Origin of the sequence: Achromobacter sp. AONIH1, from assembly GCF_002902905.1 — a bacterium.
In the GTDB taxonomy this organism is placed as follows: Bacteria; Pseudomonadota; Gammaproteobacteria; order Burkholderiales; family Burkholderiaceae_B; genus Achromobacter.
This window is the reverse complement of the sequence record NZ_CP026124.1, coordinates 4,162,607-4,180,377: the sequence shown is the minus strand read 5'-3', so window position 1 is coordinate 4,180,377 and position 17,771 is coordinate 4,162,607. Positions and strand designations below refer to the sequence as shown.

The following is a 17,771-nucleotide window of genomic DNA, read 5'->3' as shown; positions in this document are numbered from 1 at the left end:
TCAGGCCTTCACGGGGAACTGCGCGTCCGCCTGCCGGTACTCGGGCGGGATGATGACCTGGATGTCGCCGCCCAGGACCTGCGTCAGCAGGGGCCGCGCGCCGGTGTTCTGGCCGTCGACGAAACGGGTCGGGCCGTAAGGCATCAGATGATCGGAGAACGCGCTGGCCGCCAGCGCCTCGATGATGGCGGCGCGGTCGGCCGACTTCGCCCGTTCCAGCGCGTCCGCCAGCAGGAACATGCTGGTGTAGGTCATGAAGACTTCGTAGCTGAAGTAGGCGCCCTTCTGCTCCACCCGCGCCTTCAGCGGCGCGACACGCGCGTCCTTGGGATTGAACCAGTGGTTGCAGTCGATGATGCCGTGGGCCACGTCGGGATATTCCTTGAGGAACTTGTAGCTCGACGCCGCCCCGCCCAGCACGGAGTAGATCGCCTTGGGCTGCACCTTCTGCTGCTTCATGGCGCGCAGCAGCAGCGCGTATTCGTTGTAGTAGTTGGCCGGAATCACAATGTCCGGATTGACCGAGCGCATGCGCAGCACGATATTGTTGAAGTCGCGCGTCGGGTTCGGATGCTTGATGACCTCTTTCACCTCGAAGCCGTGCTCGGGCAGCGACTTGGACAGCAGCGCCGCCGTGCCCGCGCCGAACAGCGAGTCCTCGTGCACGATCATCACCGTGCGCGCCGGCTTGCCGGCGGCCTGGTTCAGCGCCGCCAGGTCCTGAATGGCGCGCTCGGTACAGCTGCGATAGCCCGGCCCGAAGCGAAAGGTGTTCTTCAGCCCGCGCTCGACGATCTGGTCGGCCACGCCCACGTCGACCACATGGGGCAGCCCGTAGCGCGCGGCGGTCTGCGTGGTCGCCAGGCAGATCGCCGAGGCGTAGGCGCCGACCACGGCGGACACGCCGGCCGCCGCCATTTTCTCGACCTCGGCCGAGCCCGCCTCGGGACGCGATTGCGCGTCGCCCAGCACCGCCTCCAGCGGCGCGCCGCCCAGCGACTTGATGCCACCGGCCTGGTTGATGTCCTCGATGGCCAGCAACGCGCCCAGCCGGCACTGCTGGCCCGAATAGGCCAGCGCGCCCGTCACCGGATGCAGCACGCCGATTTTCACGGCGGACGCGGACTGGCCGCGCGCGATCCAGGGCGCGGACAACAAGGCCGCGGCGGCGGCGGATCGGGTCAGGAAATGACGGCGCGTGTTCATGGCGAATCTCCGGAGTGGGATCAATGGAATTGGGCCGACAGCTCTTCGCTGACCCAGACCTTGGCGTCGATGCCGCCGACGCGCGAGAGTTGCAACTGATATTGGTAGCGGTCGGGCCGGTACAGGCCCTGCAGCAGCTGCACCGGACGTTCCTTGACGTCGCGCACCAGGCGCGTCACGGCCAGCAGGGCCGAGCCCACGGCCACGTCCAGATGCGGCGCGACCTGCGCGTCGGCCAACCGGGCGCTGATGGTCTGCGTGGCGCCGCCGAACTCGACGCCGGCCGACTCCAGCAGCATCAGCAAGGGCTGGCGCTCCAGGTCCTCGCGCGTGAAGGCGGCGACGGCCAGCGGCACGTAGGTGGTGATGTAGGACAAGGGGCCGGCCTCGGTGCTGCGCACCCGCAGGCTCTTGATCACCGGCTCGCCCGGCGCGATCTCCAGCGCCTCGGCCACCGCCGGCGGCGCGCCGACCTGGACGCAATCCAGCACGCGCACGGCGGTGCGCAGGCCCATGTTGACGATGTTCTCCATCAGCCCGGTCAGCTGCGCCTTCTGCGCCGCGCGCGGGCGCGGCGCGGTAGCGGACGCAGCCGGCGCGCTGCGCGGCCAGGTGCCCAGGCCGGGCCGGCGCGACACCAGCCCGTCGGCCACCAGCATCTCCATCGCCTTGCGGATGGTGATGCGGGCCACCTGGAACTGCGCGGCCAGCGCATGCTCGCCCGGCACGCCGTCCACGTCGTAGCGCCCTTCCTGCAACTGCTCGCGCAGCACAAGGTAGATCTGGTGGTACTTCGGCAAGGGCATCGCGGTATCCATGCCGCGAACTCTAGAAGTGTCCTAATGTATGGTCAATAGAACAAATGCGCGTATGGGTTGTTCCATCGGGAAAATACCGAGGCGATGGGCCAACCTGGCCCCGGTTGCAAAACAACAGGCCAAGGCCGGCGACCGCCGGCCCCGGCGGCTTCAGGCCCGCGCGCCGTGCAGGCGCGCGGCCCCGCCGCGTCCATGCCGCAGCAGCCCGACCGCCACCACGGCCAGCGCCGCCGCGCCGGTGGACAGCACCACCGTCCGGTACTCATCGACGAACACCATCGTGATCAGCGCCGCCACGATGAAGATGATCACCGCCCAGGTCAGCCAGGGAAACAGCCACATGCGCACCAGCGGCTCCTTGCCTTCGGCGCGCAGCTTGCCGCGCATGCGCAGTTGCGAGCAGGCAATCACCAGATAGACCAGCATGGCGACCATGCCGGTGATGTTCATCAGCGTGTCCAGCACATCCTTGGGACGCAGGAAATCGACGAAGTTGATCAGGGCCATGCACACCGCCACGGCGCAGGAGGCGATGACCGAATGCACCGGTATGCCGCTGCGCCCGCGCGTGCGCTGCAACATGGCCGGCGCGTCGCCGCGCCGGGCCAGCGAGTACAGCATGCGCGAGGCCGTGTAATGCGCCGACACCAGGCAGCTGCTGACGGACGTCAGCACCACGAAGTTCATCAGGAACTGCGCGCCCGGCACACCCAGCAGCTCCAGCGTGCGCCGGTAGGCGCCGTAGCCCGACTGGCCCAGCAGCGGATCATTCCACGGCACCAGCGCGGCGATCAGGAAGATCGAGCCGATGTAGAACAGGCAGACCCGCCACACCACCGAGCGCGTGGCGCGGCTGATCTGCTGCGCCGGATTGGGAGACTCGGACGCGGCGATGGTGACGATCTCCACGCCCAGGAAGGCGAACATCACCCCCAGCAGCGCCACCACCACCGCCTTGCCGCCGTTGGGCATGAAGCCGCCATGCGCCACCAGGTTGGCCACGCCCTGGGCCTCGCCCCAGGGCCACAGCCGCAGCACGGCCAGCGTGCCGACGACGATGAAGCAGACGATGGCCACGACCTTGATCAGCGCGAACCAGAACTCGGCCTCGCCGTAGTTCCTGACGTTGAAGAAGTTCAGCAGGATCAGCACCAGCGTGGCGCCCAGCGTGAACGCGTTGACCGACAGCATCGGGAACCACTCGTGCAGGATGATGCCCGCGACGTGCGCCTCCCAGGCCATCAGCAGCGCCCAGTAGCCCCAGTACAGCCAGCCGATGGTGAAGCCCGCCCAGCGGCCGATGGCCCGGTCGGCATAGGTGGAGAACGAGCCGGTGTCGGGATTGGCGGTGGCCATCTCGCCCAGCATGCGCATGATGAACACCACCACGATGCCGCCGGCCAGATAAGCCAGCACCGCCGCCGGCCCCGCCGAGTGCACGATGCTGCCCGAGCCGACGAACAGGCTGCCGCCGATCACGCCGGCGATGGACATCATGGTGAGATGACGCGTCTTCAGCGTCGCGCTGAGCGCGTTTTCATTGGCGCCTTGCGGCGCGCCGGCGCCGCCCTGCTCGTGCGTGTGATTCACGACGTGTCTCCTTGAGGCTGCGTTGGGCCCTGTCGGGCTTGCGTTCTTGTCCGGCCAACATAGCAGCGCCTCGCGATGACTGATGGAACCACTTGCATGCGTCGCGTGGAACCATTGGCTCGCGCTCTCTGATGGCTTGATGTCTGGCTGCCGCCAGTCCTAGGACGCAGCGAAATGTCTCAGGAACAGGCATCGTGGATCAGGGCCGCGAGACTGGCGATGCCGGCGCTACGTCCCGCCCGCCGCCCCCGCCTCGCGCAGGAAGCGCCACAGCTCCGGATCCTGCGAATACGCCACGTTAAAGCGCAGCCAGGGCAGGTCCTTCCCGCCTATGTCGAACAGCGAGCCCGGCGTCAGCCAAATGCCGGCATCCGCCGCCATCCTGGCCAGCGCGTCGGCGCCCAGCCCGGCCCGGCGGCCGGCGGGTCGCGCCCACAGGAACAGGCCGGCTCGCGGCCGCGCGCAGATCTCGAAGCCATGGGCGTCGAGCAGCGCCTCGATCTGCTCGTGCGCCCCCGCCAGCCGGTCGCGCAGGCGCGCGGTGTGCGCCGCGTGGCGTCCTTCGAGCAGCACGTGGTGGACCAGGCGTTCCATGGTCTCGGGTCCGGTCAGCCCGCTCAGCATCTTGCTGCGCGCGCAGACCCGCAGCAGCGCGTCGTGGGCCACCATGTAGCCGACCCGCAGCGACGGCGCGATGCTCTTGGAGTAGCCGCCCAGGTAGATCACGCGCCACGCGCCATCCAGTCCCGCCAGCGACGGGGACCAGCCATCCAGCAGCTCGCGCGAGACGTCGTCCTCGACGATGTGGAAATCATGGCGCGCGGCCAGCGCCAGCACCTCGGCGGCGTTGGCCGCTTCCAGGCTCGTTCCCGTGGGATTGTGCAGCGCGGTGTTGATGAACAGCAGCCTGGGCCGGTGCAGCCGCGCCACCCGCTCCAGGGCCACGCAGTCCAGCCCGGCCGCGCCGCGCGGCACCGGCACGGCGCGCACCTGCGCCAGGCGCAGGATCGGGAACAGATTGGCATAACAGGGCTGCTCCACCGCCATGGTGTCGCCCGGACGCAGCAGCGTGCGCACGACGATGTCCAGGCCTTGCGTGGCGCCCTGCGTCAGCAGGACCCGCTGCGCGTCGACCGCGATACCGCGCTCGCCCAGCCTCGCCGCGATGTGCGCGCGCAAGGGCGCGTAGCCCAGGGGATGGCCGTAGTGCGCCATACGCCGCATCGGCTGGCGGCTGATGTGTCGCAACGCGGCGCGCAGGCCGTCCTGGTTGAGCCAGTCGTCCGGCAGCCAGCCGCAGCCAGGGCTCAGGCGCGGGGGGCTGTCGGCATGGGTTTCGCACAGGCGCCACTGCGTGTCCAGCGCGGCGGGCCGGCAGACCGCCGGCGCGGCCCGCGGCGGACGCGGACGCGCGACGCGGTAGCCCAGCCTGGGCCGGGCCGTCAGCCAGCCGTCCAGGGCCAGCCGGCCATAGGCGCGGGCGACGGTATGGACGCTGACGCGGTGCACGCTGGCGAACGCGCGTATCGACGGCAGCATGGCCCCGGGCGGCAGCGCCCGCCGCTCGATCGCCCGGCGCACGGCCGCGACCACCTGTTCCACCAGCGTCGACGCGGCGTCGCCGCGCACGGGCTGGAACTCGATCAAGGATTCGGCCACCACGCACGACCTGTACAGTTGCAATTTTCCCGACTATACAAGCGCCCCGGTTTGGCCTGGGGCGTGTATTTTCAAACCTGGCGGGCGTACCCAGAATGGGCCGCATGCCGCTGGTCACATGCCTTGCAGTACCGTTTCTTGCAGGCCGGGCGGCCAACCCTGACGGGAGCCTTAATGCGCCATCGCGACCAGCCTTGCCCCCCTGTGTATCCCTGTACCGCCGCCATCGCGCGGGCCGCGCGGCCAACCTGGGCCGACGCGGCGCGCGCGCGGCTGGGAGCGGCGCTCCTGGCGCTGCTGCCGCTGGCCGCCGCCGCGCCCGCCACGGCCGAGACCACGCTCAGGGCGGTGATGCATTCGCCGCTGCGCCTGACCGACCCGCACGCGACCACGGCCTACATCACCGCCTGGCACGGCTACATGATCTACGACACGCTGATCGCCGTGGACGGGGACAACGCGCTGCAACCGCAGATGCTGGAAAAATGGGACGTGTCCGAGGACGGCAAGACCTATACGCTGACATTGCGCGAAGGCCTGGCCTGGCATGACGGCCAGCCCGTGACGGCCGAGGACTGCGTGGCCTCGATCCGGCGCTGGGCCGCCATCGACGCCATGGGCCAGAAGCTGCTCAAGTTCACCGAGCGCATCGAGGCGGTGGACGCGCGCCGCCTGCGCTTCGTCATGACGCAGCCCACCGACCTCGCGCTGCGCGCGCTGGCCAAGCCCTCCACGTCGGCGCCCTTCATCCTGCCCCGGCGCGTCGCCGAGCAGCCGCCCGGCAAGCCCATCACCGACATGACCGGTTCCGGCCCGTTCAAGCTCGTCGAGTTCAAGCCCGGCGTGAAGACGGTCTACGTCAAGAACGCCGCCTACGTGCCCCGCCCGGAACCCGCCAGCGGCCTGGCCGGCGGCAAGCGCGTCAAGGTGGACCGGGTCGAGTGGCTGGTGATGCCCGATCACCTGACCACCGCCAATGCCCTGACGAGCGGCGAGATCGATCTGGTCGAGCAGTTCCCCTACGACCTGCTGCCCATGCTGGAAGGCGATGCCGGCATCAAGGTGGAGCCGGCCACGTCCAGCCCCGCCTACTCGATGTATCGCTTCAACTTCCTGCATCCGCCGTTCAATGACAGGAAGATCCGCCAGGCCGCCATGTACGCCATCGGCCAGGAGGACGTGATGAAGGCGCTGGTCGGCAATCCCAAGTACTGGCGCACCTGCGCCTCGCTGTGGGGCTGCGGCACGCCGATGCAGGCGGATGCCGGCCAGGACATGGTGGTGCCCTCGAACATCGACAAGGCCCGCGCGCTGCTGAAGGAAGCCGGCTACGACAACACGCCCGTGCTGATGCTGCACGCCACCGACGTGGCCTCGCTGTCGCCGCAGCCGGTGGTCATGGCCCAGGCGCTGCGCAAGGCCGGTTTCAACGTCACACTGGCGGCCATGGACTGGCAGAGCGTGGCCTCGCGGCGCGCGTCCAGGGCGCTGCCGGCCGACGGCGGCTGGAGCATCCTGAACACCAATATGTACACCGCCGACCTGGCCGATCCGGTACGCACGCCCATGGCCGCGGCCGATGGCGACAAGGCCTGGTACGGCTGGCCCGACTTTCCCCAGGTCGAGGCGCTGCGCGACCAGTACGCGCTAAGCTCGGACCCGGCCGAACAGAAGCGGATCGCCGCCGAGCTGCAGCGCGTGGCCATCGACGAAGGCCTGTACGTGCCGTTGGGGCAGAGCACGCCGTTGCGGGCGTATTCCAGCAAGCTCTCCGGACTGCCGTTGGCGCCGGCCCCGGTGTTCTGGGGGGTCGACAAGACCCCCTGAGCGCCGCGCCGCCACGGTATCGCGGACGCGTCTTCCCGCCGGGCCGGCCCGGCGGCCCATTCCCTTTTTCCCTCACTGGAGGCAGCATGCGTTGGCTATTGGCAATGATCAAGCATGAGACGAACACGTTCTCGCCCGTCCCCACCCCGCTGGAACGCTTCTTCCGCGGCAGCGCCGAGCCCGTCTCGGGCGACGCGGCGGTGGCGCTGTACGGCGGCACCAACAGCGGCCTGGCCGGCTACCTGGACGTGGCGCGCGAGACCGGCGCGGACGTCACCATTCCGGTGGCCGCGGCCGCCTGGCCCAGCGGCCCCGCCACGGCCGAGACCTATCGAGCGCTGTGCCAGCCCGTGCTGGACGAGCTGGCGCGCGGCGGCTACGACGCGGTGCTGCTGGACCTGCACGGAGCCATGGTGACCAGCGACCTGGAAGACGCGGAAGGCGACCTGCTGCGCCGCATCCGCGAAATCGCGCCGGACATCCCGGTGGCGGTGACGCTGGACATGCATGCCAATCTGTACGACGACATGGTCAGGCACGCGACCGTGATATCCGGCTATCACACCTACCCTCACGTCGACATCCACGCCGCCGCCGTGCGCGCCGCGCGCATCGTGGCGCGCGCGCTCAAGGGCGAGATCCGTCCGGTGATGGCCTGGGGCAACCGGCCCATGCTGCCGCACGTGCTGCGCCAGGGCACCCATGTCGAGCCCAACCGGTCGCTGCAGGCGCGCTGCATCGAGCTGGAGACCCAGGGCCAGGCGCTGGCCGCGTCGGTGTTCGTGGGCTTTCCGCACGCCGACATCCGCGAGGCCGGCCTGAGCGCCGTGGTCTGTACCGACGCCAGCCCCGCGCAGGCCGAGCAGCTGCGCGACGAACTGCTGGACCGCGCCTGGGCGACGCGCGCCGACTGGGTCTACCGCTCCGACGCGCTGCAACCCTCGGTCGCCCGCGCCGCCGGCATCGAACAGGGCCCCGTCGTGCTGCTGGACCATTGCGACAACGCGGCCTCGGGCGGCTCGATGGACAACACCACGGTGCTGGCCGAGATCCTGCGCCAGGGACTGGACAACGTGGCCTTCTACGCCATCTATGATCCCGACGCCGCGCAACAGGCCGCCCGGGCCGGCGTGGGCCAGACGGTCACGCTCTCGCTGGGCGGCAAGATCCAGGCCCCCGCGCTGCGCCAGCCCAGCCTGCCGCTGGAGGTCACGGGCCGCGTCAAGCTGGTGTTCGACGGCCTGTACCGCAGCCGCGGCCCGATGGGGCGCGGCACGCTCAACGACACCGGGCTGACCGTGGTGATCGACACGGGCCGCGTCGAGATCGTCGTCATCTCCGGCCACCAGGAGCCCTACGACGTCAACTGCCTGCTGTCGGCCGGCATCGATCCGACGCAGAAGCGCTACCTGGCGCTCAAGAGCCGGATGCACTGGCGCGCGGGCTACGCCGACATGGCGACGGCCATCATCGAATGCGCCGGCAACGGCGTCACCACATCGGATTACAGCCAGATCGAGTTCAAGCGCGTGCGCCGGCCGATCTATCCGCTGGATCCGATGTAGGGCCGGCGGGCCAGAGCCTCACCCCTCCCTGGCCCGCAGTCCCTGTTCCAGGCGCTCCCCGAGCAGGTCCATGAACTCCCGCGCCAATCCCGGCAGCGTGCGCCCCTGCAGCGTCTGCGCCTGCACGCTGCGCTGGCGCATTTCCGGATTGCTGAATGGCACGGCGGCCAGACGCAGCGCGTCGAGCTGGCCGTCGACGGTCAGGTAGCCGGACAGGGCCACGATATCGCTGCCGGCCAGCATGGGCAGGAAGGCGGCGGAATGATTGGACACGTAGGCCGGCTCGATGTGCAGCCCGGCATTGGCGCAGGCCGCGTCGAACAGCTGCCGCACCGTGGTGCCCTGGTCGCCCAGCGACAGCGGCAGCCGGGCCAGGTCGCGCACGCTGACGCTGCGACGGCCGGCCAGCGCGTGCCGGCGGCACATCACCGCATAGACCGGCGCGCGGCACAGCACCTCGGTGGACAGGCGGTCGTCATGGACCGTGGTGTAACGCAGTCCGATTTGCGAGAGGCCTTCCAGCAGCAGGCGGCCGACCTCCTCGGGCCGCTCGACCCGCAGGTGAAAGCGCGCCTGCGGGCGCAGGCGCTTGAACTCGGCCATGCACTGCGGCAGGAAGCGATGGGCGAAGCCCTCGGTGCAGGCCAGCCGCACGGTCACGTCGCCCTGCTCGCCGCGATGGCGGATCTCGGTGGCGACGCGCTCGGCCTCCAGCGCAGCGGCGCTGGCGTAGGCGGCCAGCTGGCGTCCGGCGTCGCTGAGCGCCATGCCGCGCGCCTGACGCTCGAACAGCGCGATGCCCAGCTCGTCCTCCAGCTTGGCGATCTGCCGGCTGACCGCCGAGGCCGCCACGTGCTGCGCGCCGGCGGCGGCGGCGATCGAGCCGCTGCGCGCGACTTCCAGGAAATACCTCAGGCCCAATGAAATCACGGCGGACTCCCAAGCATTGCCAAAATGGCATGTTTGAAATGCGAATTATCTAATTGTGGCACGCGAAGAAGCGTAATAACTTTGTGCCTCGAATCCGCAACGAGGACCATCGTGAATCGCCAGCAAGCCCTCATGCAGGCCGTCGCAGAGTACGACGACGGCACCTTCCAGGCCGATCTGGCCCGCCGCGTGGCGTTCCGGACCGAGAGCGAGGAAGCCGGCCAGGCGGCCGCGCAGCACGCCTATCTGCGCGACGACATGGCGCCGCTGCTGGCCGGCCTGGGCTTTGCCTGTCGCATCCACGACAACCCGGCCGGCGCCGACCTGCCCATCCTGGTGGCGCGGCGCATCGAAGACCCGGCCCTGCCCACCGTGCTGCTGTATGGACACGGCGACGTGGTGCGCGGCAACGCGGCGCGCTGGGACGCTGGCCGCGATCCCTGGACGCTGCGCGTCGAGGGCGACCGCTGGTACGGGCGCGGCACCGCCGACAACAAGGGCCAGCACAGCATCAACCTGGCCGCGCTGCGCCAGGCCATCGCCGCGCGCGGCGGCAGGCTGGGCTTCAACGCCGTCTGGCTGATCGAGACCGGCGAGGAAGCCGGCTCGCCCGGCCTGGCCGCCTTCTGCGAGGCCCGGCGCGATGAGCTGGCGGCCGATGTCTTCCTGGCCAGCGACGGCCCGCGCCTGCACGCCGAGCGGCCCACGCTGTTCATGGGCTCGCGCGGCGCGGTGAATTTCGAGCTGTCGCTGCGCGCGCGCGAGCGCGGCTATCACTCGGGCAACTGGGGTGGGCTGCTGTCCAACCCCGCCATCGTGCTGGCCCACGCCATCGCCACGCTGGTGGACGCGCGCGGCCGCATCACGGTGCCCGGCCTGCGTCCGCCGCCCATCCCGCTGGCGGTGGCCGGGGCCCTGGCCGAGCTGGACGTGGGCGGCGGCGCGGACGATCCCGCCATAGACGCGCATTGGGGCGAGCCCGGCCTGTCGGCCTCGGAAAAGGTGTTCGGCTGGAACAGCCTGGACGTGCTGACCTTCGGCGCCGGCGATCCGGCCAAGCCGGTCAACGCCATCCCGCCCGAGGCCTCTGCGTGGTGCCAGCTGCGCTTCGTGGTCGGCACGGACTGGCGCGCGCTGGAAACCCATGTGCGCGAACACCTGCGCCAGGCCGGCTTCGGCCAGGTCCGCATCCGCCTGGGCGCGCAGGCCGGCGCCACCCGGCTGTCCCCGGACAACGCCTGGGTCCGCTGGGCCGCGGCCTCGATCGAGCGCAGCACCGGCAAGCGGCCCGCGCTGCTGCCCAACCTGGGCGGCTCGCTGCCCAACGACATCTTCGCCGACCTGCTGGGCCTGCCCACGATCTGGGTGCCCCACTCGTACCCGGCCTGCGCGCAGCACGCGCCCAACGAGCACCTGCTGGGCAGCGTCGCCCGCGAGGGCCTGGCCATCATGGCCGGCCTGTTCTGGGACCTGGGCGACCAGGGACCGGCCCTGCGCGACGCCGCCGCGCCCCTTCGACCCTGACGCCGAGACCACGCCATGTCCATCAAGACCCGCGCCGCCGCAACCGCCCTGGCCCTGGCCGCCGCCGCTGGCGGCGCGACGGCGCACGCCGCCTATCCCGAACAGCCGATCAAGATCGTCGTGCCCTTCACGCCGGGCGGCGCGACCGACTCGGTGGCGCGCCTGCTGGCCAGCAAGCTGGCCGGCAAGCTGGGCCAGCCGGTCATCATCGAGAACCGCCCCGGCGCGTCCACCGTGATCGGCGCCGAGGCCGTGGCCCGCGCGCGACCCGACGGCTACACGCTGATGGTGTCGGGCAGCACCACCTATTCCGTGCTGCCCGCGCTCAAGACCGACCTGCCCTACGATCCGCTGCGCAGCTACGAACACATTGCCATCGTCTCGCTGGCGCCGCTGGTGCTGCTGGCGCGCAAGGACCTGCCCGCCAGCACGGCCGGCGAAGCGGCCGAGCTGGCCCGCAAGCAGAGCGGCAAGGGCGAACTGATGTACGGCACCTTCGGCCCGGGTTCCGCGCCCCACCTGGCCGGCGAGATGTACGCCGAGGCCGCCGGCGCCAGAATGACGCCGGTCCCGTACAAGGGCAGCGCGCCGCTGGTGACCGCGCTGATCGGCGGCGAGGTCGCGCTGGGCGTGGACACCGTGGCGTCCGCCGCGCCGCACGCCAAGGCCGGCAAGGTGCGCGCGCTGGCCGTCACCGGCGCGCATCGCTCGCCGCAGCTGCCGGACGTGCCGACCTTCGCCGAGGCCGGCCTGCCCGGCGTGTCCATGGTCGGATGGTACGGCCTGGTGGCGCCGGCCAAGACGCCCGCGCCGGTGCTGGATACGCTGGGCCGCGCGGTCGAGGAAGTCATGCGCGACCCGCAGGTGCGCAAGTCCATCGAGGACATGGCGATGGAGCCGGTGTTCATGCCTGGCCCGGCCTTCCGCGATCAGATTTCCAGCGAACTCGCCACCTTCGGCGCCGTCGGCAAGCGCGCCGGCATCACGCTGGACTGAGACAGGCCGCCATTTGCCTTGCCGCCTTCTGGCGGACCTCAAGCGGTGGAGAACGCCGCCAGCGCCTCCAGCACGGCGGCCGCCGCCGCGCCCGGCTCGGGCGCGGCGCGATAGGCCAGCGCCATCGGCCGCCTGAGCGGCGGCGACAGCGCGCGCCATTGCACGTCCGCGTGCCCCGCGTCCTCCACTTCGGCCAGCGGCAGGATGGCCGCGCTCTGGCTGGCCGCCGCCAGGCCCTTCAACGCGCCCGGGTAGCTCAGGGCCAGGAATGGCCTCGGATTGAAACCGGCCTGGCCAAACCAGGACGCGATCAGGCCGTGCATCTGCGTGCCCGGCGCGAAGCAGGCCCAGCGCCGCGTCGACAGCCATTCGGGCGTGACCGCCTCGGGCGCTTCCCATGAGGCGGGCAACAGCGCGACCATTTCGTCGTCGCGCCAGGGCATCACGGCCACCCGGGCCGTGGCGGGCTGCGGACTGGCGACGATGGCCACGTCCAGCGTGCCGCCCTGCAGCCGCAACATCGCCTCGGCCGAACCCGCCGCTTCCAGTTTCACGTCCACGCCGGGCGCGCGCCGCCCCAAGGCCTCCAGCACGAGCGGCAGCAGGCGGATGCCGACGCCGGCCGACACGCCCACCTTCACCACGCCCACGCTGCCGGCGGCGCGGCGGCGCACGATGTCCACGAGATCGTCGCTGGCGGCCAGCAGCTTGCGTCCTTCCTCGACCAGCGCCTGGCCCGCCGCCGTCAGTCCGGCCTGACGCCGGCCGCGCAGCACCAGCGGAACCTGCATGCGCGCCTCCAGTTCCTTGATGTGCAGGCTGATCGTGGGCGGCGCCAGATGCAGCGCCTGCGACGCCGCCGCGAAGGTGCCCAGGTCGGCGATCGCGATCAGGGTCTGGATCTGATCCAGGTTCAGGTTACGCATCAGCTTTCCTGACGATTTAGGTCAGTTCATTCAACTTTACGGATGGCAGTGTATCTCCGAGCATGCTGCTCCATGAATCACGACACATCCACACCGCCCTCCCACGCCGCCACCGCCCGCCCCACCATCGAACCGCCGTCGGACGCAACCCGGCCGCGTCCCGCCATGCCCTGGCTCCACCGCCTGGGCGCGGCCTTGATGCGCCGGCTGCGACGCGCTGAAAAACGCATCACCGACAACTTCAGGGTGCCGCCGAACGGCGCTTGAGGGGACGCATTGCGTCTTTTCCCGCCCGGCCGGCGGGGTTTGCGCCCGATCAAGCGCCGGCCAAATCCGGCGCGGCTGCGCCGCAATCAACACCATATGTGGTGATAGAGTTTTCGCACTCCACTACATATGGTGCCACCCATGCAGATTGAACACATCCTCAAGCGTGACGGCCGGGTCGTCGGATTCGACGCCGGCAAGATCGCCCAGGCCATCGCGGCGGCGGGCCGGAGCACCGGAGAGCTGGAGCCGCATGCCGCCCGGGCGCTGGCCGCCACGGTGGCCGAGGCCCTGACGCGCGACGGCAATGTCTGCCCCGGCGTGGAGACCATCCAGAACCATGTCGAGGAAGCGCTGGTGCGCGCCGGCCACTGGCGCACGGCGCGCGCCTACATCGTGCACCGCGAGCAGCACGCGCGGCTGCGCTCGCTGCGCCACACGCTGGTGGACGTGGAAAGCGCGATGGAGGAATACCTGGAGCAGCGCGACTGGCGCGTCAACGCCAACGCCAACCAGGGCTACAGCCTGGGCGGCCTGATCCTGAACGTGGCCGGCAAGGTCACGGCCAACTACTGGCTGTCCAATGTCTTCACGCCCGAGGCGGGCCAGGCCCACCGCGACGGCGACATCCACATCCACGACCTGGACATGCTCAGCGGCTATTGCGCCGGCTGGTCGCTGCGCCAGCTGCTGACCGAGGGCTTCAACGGCATCCCCGGCAAGGTCGAGGCCACGCCGCCGCGCCACATGTCGGCCGCCATCGGCCAGATCGTCAACTTCCTCGGCACGCTGCAGAACGAATGGGCCGGCGCGCAGGCCTTCAGCTCCTTCGACACCTACATGGCGCCCTTCATCCGCCGCGACGCGATGACCTACGCCGACGTCAAGCAGGCGATGCAGGAGCTGATCTACAACCTGAACGTGCCCAGCCGCTGGGGCACGCAGACGCCCTTCACCAACTTGACCTTCGACTGGACCTGCCCGGCCGACCTGCGCGAGCAGATCCCCTACATCGGCGGCGAGGAAATGCCCTTCGCCTACGGCGACCTGCAGGCCGAGATGGACATGATCAACCGCGCCTACATCGAGGTGATGATGGCCGGCGACGCCAAGGGACGCGCCTTCACCTTTCCCATCCCGACCTACAACATCACGCCCGATTTCGACTGGGACCATCCCAACACCACGCGCCTGTTCGAGATGACGGCGCGCTACGGCCTGCCCTATTTCCAGAACTTCCTGAACTCGGACCTGGAGCCGCACATGGTGCGCTCCATGTGCTGCCGCCTGCAGCTGGACCTGCGCGAGCTGCTCAAGCGCGGCAACGGTCTGTTCGGCTCGGCCGAACAGACCGGCTCGGTCGGCGTGGTGACGGTGAACTGCGCGCGCCTGGGCCATCTGCACCGGGGCGACGAGGCCGGCCTGATGGCGCGGCTGGACCGCCTGCTGGAACTGGGCCGCGACGTGCTGGAGACCAAGCGCAAGGTGGTGCAGCGCTACATCGACCAGGGCCTGTATCCCTATACCCGGCGCTACCTGGGCACGCTGCGCAACCACTTCAGCACGCTGGGCGTGAATGGCATCAACGAGATGGTCCGCAACTTCAGCGGCGACGCCGACGACCTGACCACGCCCGCCGGCCACGCGCTGGCGCTGCGCCTGCTGGACCGGGTGCGCGCGCGCATGACCGAATTCCAGGAACAGACCGGCCACCTCTACAACCTGGAAGCCACGCCGGCCGAGGGCACCACCTACCGCTTCGCCCGCGAGGACCGCAAGCGCTATCCCGGTATCCTGCAGGCCGGCACCGAGGCCCAGCCCTACTACACCAACTCCAGCCAGCTGCCGGTGGGCCATACCGACGACCCGTTCCAGGCGCTGGCGCAACAGGAGGCGCTGCAGGGCAAGTACACCGGCGGCACCGTGCTGCACCTGTACATGAACGAAGCCGTGTCCTCGGCCGAAGCCTGCAAGACGCTGGTGCGGCGCGCGCTGGCGAATTTCCGGCTGCCCTACATCACGGTCACGCCGACCTTCTCGATCTGCCCCACGCACGGCTACCTGGCCGGGCGCCACGAGTTCTGCCCCAAGTGCGACGCCGAACTGCTGGCCCGGCAATCGGCCTGCCGCGTCCCGGCCTAGCGCAATGCTCACCCGCGCCGGGCAGCCCGCCCGACGTCCCACCCAGAAGGAAACCCCACCATGCAAACCCTGATGACCGAACCATCCACGCCCCAGGCCGCCACCGCGCCGGTCCTGGACGACAGCCAGCGCGTGCGCTGCGAAGTCTGGACCCGCGTCATGGGCTATCACCGCCCCGTCTCTTCGTTCAACACCGGCAAACAAGGCGAGTTCAATGAGCGCCGCTTCTTCGTCGAACCCCGCGCCTGAGGCGGCGGCCGGCCCCCGGGCCGGTTCGCGCCTGCACACCGCGCGCGCCCACGCCACGCCGCCCCTGCCCGCCGCGCAGGCGCTGCCGCGCCACTCGCCCGCCGTCGGCGGGCTGACCCCTTTCTCCACCGTGGACTGGCCTGGCACGCTGGCCGCCGTGGTCTTCATCGCCGGCTGCCCCTGGCGCTGCCACTACTGCCACAACCCGGAACTGCAGACCCGCGCCGCGCGCTACGACTGGCGCGAGGTGCGCGCCTTCCTGGCCACCCGCCAGGGCCTGCTGGACGCGGTGGTGTTCTCCGGCGGCGAACCCCTGAGCGAACCGCGCCTGCCGGCCATGATCCGCGACGCGCGACGCATGGGCTTTCGCATCGGCCTGCATACGGCCGGCATCTATCCGCTGCGGCTGGCCGACGCGCTGCGCCACCTGGACTGGGTTGGCCTGGACATCAAGGCCGACGCCCAGGGCTATGACGACATCACCGGCCGGCGCGAATCGCAGCGGCCGGCGCAAGCCTGCCTGACCTTGCTGCTGGCGTCCGGCGCGGATTTCGAATGCCGCATCACCTGGCATCCGGATTGGCTCGACGAGACCCGTCTGCTGGCGCTGGCGCGCGAACTGGCGCGACGCGGCGTGCGCCGCTTCGCGGTGCAGAACGCGCGCAGCAGCCCGACGGCGGCGGCGGCCTCGCGCCTGGGCCCCGGCGCGCAGGAAATGCTGCGCGGCTGGTTCGACGAATTCGCGTGCCGCTAGTGTGCCGCCCCGCTTGACGCCTGAAGCGGCTTCATGCGCGGATTTGATTTCGCGCAACACGCCCGCGATCGCGATCGCCTAGCCTCCAAACACTGTTCCAATGAAAGGCTCTCTCAACATGACGTGGTTCAAATCCCTCTCCCTAGCCGGCCGCGAGCTGCTGCCCATCGTCCAGGGAGGCATGGGCGTCGGCGTGTCGGCGCACCGGCTCGCCGGCGCGGTGGCCAGCCAGAACGCGGTGGGCACCATCGCCAGCGTGGATTTGCGTCACCACCACCCCGACCTGGTCGAAAAGACCGAGCATTGCCGCGACCGCGAGCTGATCACCCAGGCCAACCTGGAGGCGCTGGACCGCGAGGTGCGCGCCGCGCTGGACCTGTCGCAGGGCCGCGGCCTGGTCGCCGTGAACGTGATGAAGGCGGTGCGCGACCATCCCGCGCTGGTGCGCCAGGCCTGCGAAAGCGGCGCGCACGCCATCGTCATGGGCGCCGGCCTGCCGATGGACCTGCCCGAGATGACGGCGGACCATCCCAAGGTCTCGCTCATCCCCATCCTGTCCGAGGCGCGCGGCGTGGCCGTGGTGCTGAAGAAATGGCTGAAGAAAGGCCGCATGGCCGACGCCGTGGTGATCGAGCATCCCGGCCATGCCGGCGGCCACCTGGGCGCGGCCAAGCTGGAGGATGTGCACGACGAGCGCTTCGACTTCAAGCGCGTGCTGGCCGAATGCCACAAGCTGTTCCAGGAGCTGCAACTGGGCCGCGACGCGCCGCGCCTGATCGTGGCCGGCGGCGTGGGCAGCCATGAGCAGGTGCGCCACTGGCTGGGCCACGGCGCCGACGCGGTGCAGGTCGGCACGGCCTTCGCCGTCACCCAGGAGGGCGACGCGCACGAGAACTTCAAGCGCGTGCTGATCGAGGCCGATCCGGACAAGCTGGCCGAGTTCACCAGCGTGGCCGGCCTGCCGGCGCGCGCCGTGGCCACGCCCTGGCTGACGCGCTACCTGAAGCAGGAAAAGACGCTGCAGGCCAACGCGCGCTGCGACGAGCGACGCTGCAGCCAGCGCATGGATTGCCTGACCCAGTGCGGCATGCGCGACGGCATCTCGCGCTTCGGTCAGTTCTGCATCGACCTGAAGCTGGCGGCGGCCATGCGCGGCGAAGTCGGCCGAGGGCTGTTCTTCCGGGGCGCGTCCAAGCTGCCCTTCGGCAACGCCATGCGCTCGGTGCGCGAACTGATGGATTACCTGCTGCACGGGAACCTGCCGGCCACGGCGGCCTGATCCTTCATTCCCTTCGCCCGCCGCCGGGGGGGACATTCC

General features: G+C 70.2%; 15 protein-coding genes. 9 read left to right on the top strand and 6 right to left on the bottom strand.

Translation table 11 applies throughout. The annotated features are described in order from the left end of the window. The 4 genes from C2U31_RS19230 to C2U31_RS19215 form a co-directional block, all read right to left on the bottom strand. The gene (locus tag C2U31_RS19230) at positions 1–1,206 is read right to left on the bottom strand and encodes an ABC transporter substrate-binding protein (RefSeq protein WP_103274237.1); all 1,206 of its coding nucleotides are present in this window, start codon (positions 1,204–1,206) and stop codon (positions 1–3) included. A 20-nt stretch (positions 1,207–1,226) separates the two neighbouring features. After that, on the bottom strand, positions 1,227–2,024 hold the full coding sequence (locus tag C2U31_RS19225; RefSeq protein WP_103274236.1) for a GntR family transcriptional regulator: 798 nt from the start codon (positions 2,022–2,024) through the stop codon (positions 1,227–1,229). Between the two features lie 150 nt (positions 2,025–2,174). Further along, on the bottom strand, positions 2,175–3,521 hold the full coding sequence (locus C2U31_RS19220) for an amino acid permease (protein WP_103276456.1): 1,347 nt from the start codon (positions 3,519–3,521) through the stop codon (positions 2,175–2,177). 321 nt (positions 3,522–3,842) lie between these two features. Further along, positions 3,843–5,261 (bottom strand): PLP-dependent aminotransferase family protein, encoded by a 1,419-nt coding sequence (locus tag C2U31_RS19215; protein ID WP_103276455.1) that lies wholly within the window; start codon positions 5,259–5,261, stop codon positions 3,843–3,845. A 186-nt stretch (positions 5,262–5,447) separates the two neighbouring features. Between C2U31_RS19215 and C2U31_RS19210 the strand changes: the two genes are divergently transcribed. Then, a complete protein-coding gene (locus C2U31_RS19210) occupies positions 5,448–7,100 on the top strand; it encodes an ABC transporter substrate-binding protein (RefSeq protein WP_103274235.1) in 1,653 nt (550 codons plus the stop codon). A gap of 86 nt (positions 7,101–7,186) precedes the next feature. After that, positions 7,187–8,665 (top strand): M81 family metallopeptidase, encoded by a 1,479-nt coding sequence (locus tag C2U31_RS19205; RefSeq protein WP_103274234.1) that lies wholly within the window; start codon positions 7,187–7,189, stop codon positions 8,663–8,665. Positions 8,666–8,683: 18 nt separating this feature from the next. Here C2U31_RS19205 and C2U31_RS19200 read toward each other — a convergent pair whose 3' ends face one another. Further along, the gene (locus C2U31_RS19200) at positions 8,684–9,595 is read right to left on the bottom strand and encodes a LysR family transcriptional regulator (protein ID WP_103274233.1); all 912 of its coding nucleotides are present in this window, start codon (positions 9,593–9,595) and stop codon (positions 8,684–8,686) included. A 111-nt stretch (positions 9,596–9,706) separates the two neighbouring features. Between C2U31_RS19200 and C2U31_RS19195 the strand changes: the two genes are divergently transcribed. Further along, positions 9,707–11,119 carry a M20 family metallopeptidase gene (locus C2U31_RS19195; RefSeq protein ID WP_103274232.1) on the top strand — a complete coding sequence of 471 codons (1,413 nt, stop codon included), beginning with the start codon at positions 9,707–9,709 and terminating at the stop codon, positions 11,117–11,119. 15 nt (positions 11,120–11,134) lie between these two features. After that, positions 11,135–12,115 (top strand): tripartite tricarboxylate transporter substrate binding protein, encoded by a 981-nt coding sequence (locus C2U31_RS19190; protein ID WP_103274231.1) that lies wholly within the window; start codon positions 11,135–11,137, stop codon positions 12,113–12,115. Between the two features lie 38 nt (positions 12,116–12,153). Here the strand turns inward: C2U31_RS19190 and C2U31_RS19185 are convergent, their stop codons facing one another. After that, positions 12,154–13,041 (bottom strand): LysR family transcriptional regulator, encoded by an 888-nt coding sequence (locus tag C2U31_RS19185; RefSeq protein ID WP_103274230.1) that lies wholly within the window; start codon positions 13,039–13,041, stop codon positions 12,154–12,156. Between the two features lie 72 nt (positions 13,042–13,113). Between C2U31_RS19185 and C2U31_RS19180 the strand changes: the two genes are divergently transcribed. The 5 genes from C2U31_RS19180 (at position 13,114) to C2U31_RS19160 (ending at position 17,732) form a co-directional block, all read left to right on the top strand. Beyond that, positions 13,114–13,308, top strand: coding sequence for a hypothetical protein (locus tag C2U31_RS19180; protein ID WP_103274229.1), 195 nt, complete (start codon positions 13,114–13,116; stop codon positions 13,306–13,308). Between the two features lie 141 nt (positions 13,309–13,449). After that, positions 13,450–15,450: a ribonucleoside triphosphate reductase gene (locus C2U31_RS19175; RefSeq protein WP_103274228.1), complete on the top strand. Its 2,001-nt coding sequence runs from the start codon at positions 13,450–13,452 to the stop codon at positions 15,448–15,450. 60 nt (positions 15,451–15,510) lie between these two features. After that, on the top strand, positions 15,511–15,699 hold the full coding sequence (gene nrdD / locus C2U31_RS19170; protein WP_103274227.1) for an anaerobic ribonucleoside-triphosphate reductase: 189 nt from the start codon (positions 15,511–15,513) through the stop codon (positions 15,697–15,699). Beyond that, positions 15,665–16,453: an anaerobic ribonucleoside-triphosphate reductase activating protein gene (locus tag C2U31_RS19165; protein ID WP_103274226.1), complete on the top strand. Its 789-nt coding sequence runs from the start codon at positions 15,665–15,667 to the stop codon at positions 16,451–16,453. Before nrdD ends, C2U31_RS19165 begins: the two co-directional genes overlap by 35 nt. A 118-nt stretch (positions 16,454–16,571) precedes the next feature. Next, complete coding sequence (locus C2U31_RS19160; RefSeq protein WP_103274225.1) at positions 16,572–17,732, top strand: nitronate monooxygenase family protein; 1,161 nt, start codon at positions 16,572–16,574, stop codon at positions 17,730–17,732. The last annotated feature ends 39 nt before the right edge of the window (positions 17,733–17,771 follow it).

Coding starts and splice junctions, on each gene's coding strand:
- C2U31_RS19230 (WP_103274237.1), bottom strand. CDS start 1,206: ATGAACACGCGCCGTCATTTCCTGACCCGATCCGCCGCCGCCGCGGCC.
- C2U31_RS19225 (WP_103274236.1), bottom strand. CDS start 2,024: ATGGATACCGCGATGCCCTTGCCGAAGTACCACCAGATCTACCTTGTG.
- C2U31_RS19220 (WP_103276456.1), bottom strand. CDS start 3,521: ATGATGTCCATCGCCGGCGTGATCGGCGGCAGCCTGTTCGTCGGCTCG.
- C2U31_RS19210 (WP_103274235.1), top strand. CDS start 5,448: ATGCGCCATCGCGACCAGCCTTGCCCCCCTGTGTATCCCTGTACCGCC.
- C2U31_RS19205 (WP_103274234.1), top strand. CDS start 7,187: ATGCGTTGGCTATTGGCAATGATCAAGCATGAGACGAACACGTTCTCG.
- C2U31_RS19190 (WP_103274231.1), top strand. CDS start 11,135: ATGTCCATCAAGACCCGCGCCGCCGCAACCGCCCTGGCCCTGGCCGCC.
- C2U31_RS19185 (WP_103274230.1), bottom strand. CDS start 13,041: ATGCGTAACCTGAACCTGGATCAGATCCAGACCCTGATCGCGATCGCC.
- C2U31_RS19180 (WP_103274229.1), top strand. CDS start 13,114: ATGAATCACGACACATCCACACCGCCCTCCCACGCCGCCACCGCCCGC.
- C2U31_RS19175 (WP_103274228.1), top strand. CDS start 13,450: ATGCAGATTGAACACATCCTCAAGCGTGACGGCCGGGTCGTCGGATTC.
- nrdD (WP_103274227.1), top strand. CDS start 15,511: ATGCAAACCCTGATGACCGAACCATCCACGCCCCAGGCCGCCACCGCG.
- C2U31_RS19165 (WP_103274226.1), top strand. CDS start 15,665: ATGAGCGCCGCTTCTTCGTCGAACCCCGCGCCTGAGGCGGCGGCCGGC.
- C2U31_RS19160 (WP_103274225.1), top strand. CDS start 16,572: ATGACGTGGTTCAAATCCCTCTCCCTAGCCGGCCGCGAGCTGCTGCCC.